The organism is Pseudoflavonifractor sp. 524-17 (assembly GCF_009935845.1).
In the GTDB taxonomy this organism is placed as follows: Bacteria; Bacillota; Clostridia; order Oscillospirales; family Oscillospiraceae; genus Pseudoflavonifractor_A.
Window position 1 is genome coordinate 1 of sequence record NZ_QWEK01000128.1, and the last position, 1210, is coordinate 1210.

1 protein-coding gene and 1 pseudogene are annotated in these 1210 nt (G+C 51.0%); one reads left to right on the forward strand and one right to left on the reverse strand.

What is annotated here, in order from left to right:
- Positions 1-527: DNA cytosine methyltransferase (locus D1159_RS18905; protein WP_347563740.1), on the reverse strand; the 527-nt coding region annotated here is incomplete at its 3' end.
- Between the two features lie 156 nt (positions 528-683).
- Here D1159_RS18905 and D1159_RS19935 point away from each other — a divergent pair.
- Positions 684-848, forward strand: a pseudogene (locus D1159_RS19935) (helix-turn-helix transcriptional regulator); the annotation flags it as partial.
- Positions 849-1210 lie beyond the last annotated feature (362 nt).

Sequence of the window (1210 nt, forward strand, 5' to 3'; positions counted from 1 at the left end):
AGGTAGAATAAGTTTCGCAAAAAGAAAAAGAGGCATGATTTGCAGGCCTCTGGTAGAATGGAGTTGGGACACACCATATGCACAGGTCTATGAAATACAAGCCAGTTTTGCCGCCCATGCCGCCTGCGGTGGCAGTCTGGGTCAATGGTTCTGGCGTCTGGATAGTATTTCTCCTCCTCTCTGATGTTGTGGATGGCGCGGTAGCTGGCGTCAGCGTATTTGTCGATCTCGCAGTGGCCCACACACTGAAAGCCCCCTGCGCAGTCCAACCCAGCCCGAAATCCGCCGCTCCCCGCGAACATATCAAAATAGCGAATCAGATTATGCTTCACCTCTATCGTTTTGTAGAGACAGCAGAAAGCCAAGGACGTTCTCATCCACGTCCCCAGCCTGCGGCTGCTCTGTTTTTCTTTTGCTGAGATCACTTCCACGTTATGCAGCTCCTCCCGGACGATCTGGCGGACCGCCTCCAGGAGAGATTTCTGCTCATACCTCCGGCAGACGGCGTGGCGCACAGCTGTTTCCACGCCTCCCGCTGGAGGGGTGAGGCCATGGAGAACGAGAGGTTCAGCCGCTTCTTTTCAGCCATGGGTAGCACGGGCCGACAGTTGTCCAACAAGGCGCTCGTAGCCCTTGGCGTTCGCATACGTCATCCAGGATAAAAGGTACATTATTACCGTAAGTTAGCGGGGCTGACGCAAGAAGCTTTTGCTGATAAGGTCGGTATTTCCTGGTCGTATCTGAAAAAGATTGAAAGTCCAACCCGCGCTTTTGGCGTATCCATGGAAACCCTGTTTACGATTGCTGATACGCTGGGGGTTCCTGTGGCAAAACTGTTTGAAGAATAGAAGAATCCCTGTATGGCACTTCACTGCACAAGGATTCTTTCATTTTATGATGGTTCTCTGTCCTGCTCCCCGCGCAACCCCGCCTTGTTCACCACGCGCCCCAATAGAGGAATGCACCACGTTACCCGATTCGCCGTAGGCATAGAAGGGCAAAAAAATAGAAGGGCTTCAACCTTCCTCGTCCTGTATGATTCCAAAGTATAATGTACCCAATAGCGTGGACACGTTATTGAAAAAAGACACCCTTCTGGTACGCTAAAGGAAACCCCGTTTTGTAGACAATAGGGTGTTAAAATAAAAAGCAAGCCCCTGTTTTGTGGACAGGCTTAAACCGAAAGGAAACCTCCGAACAGACAGAATAA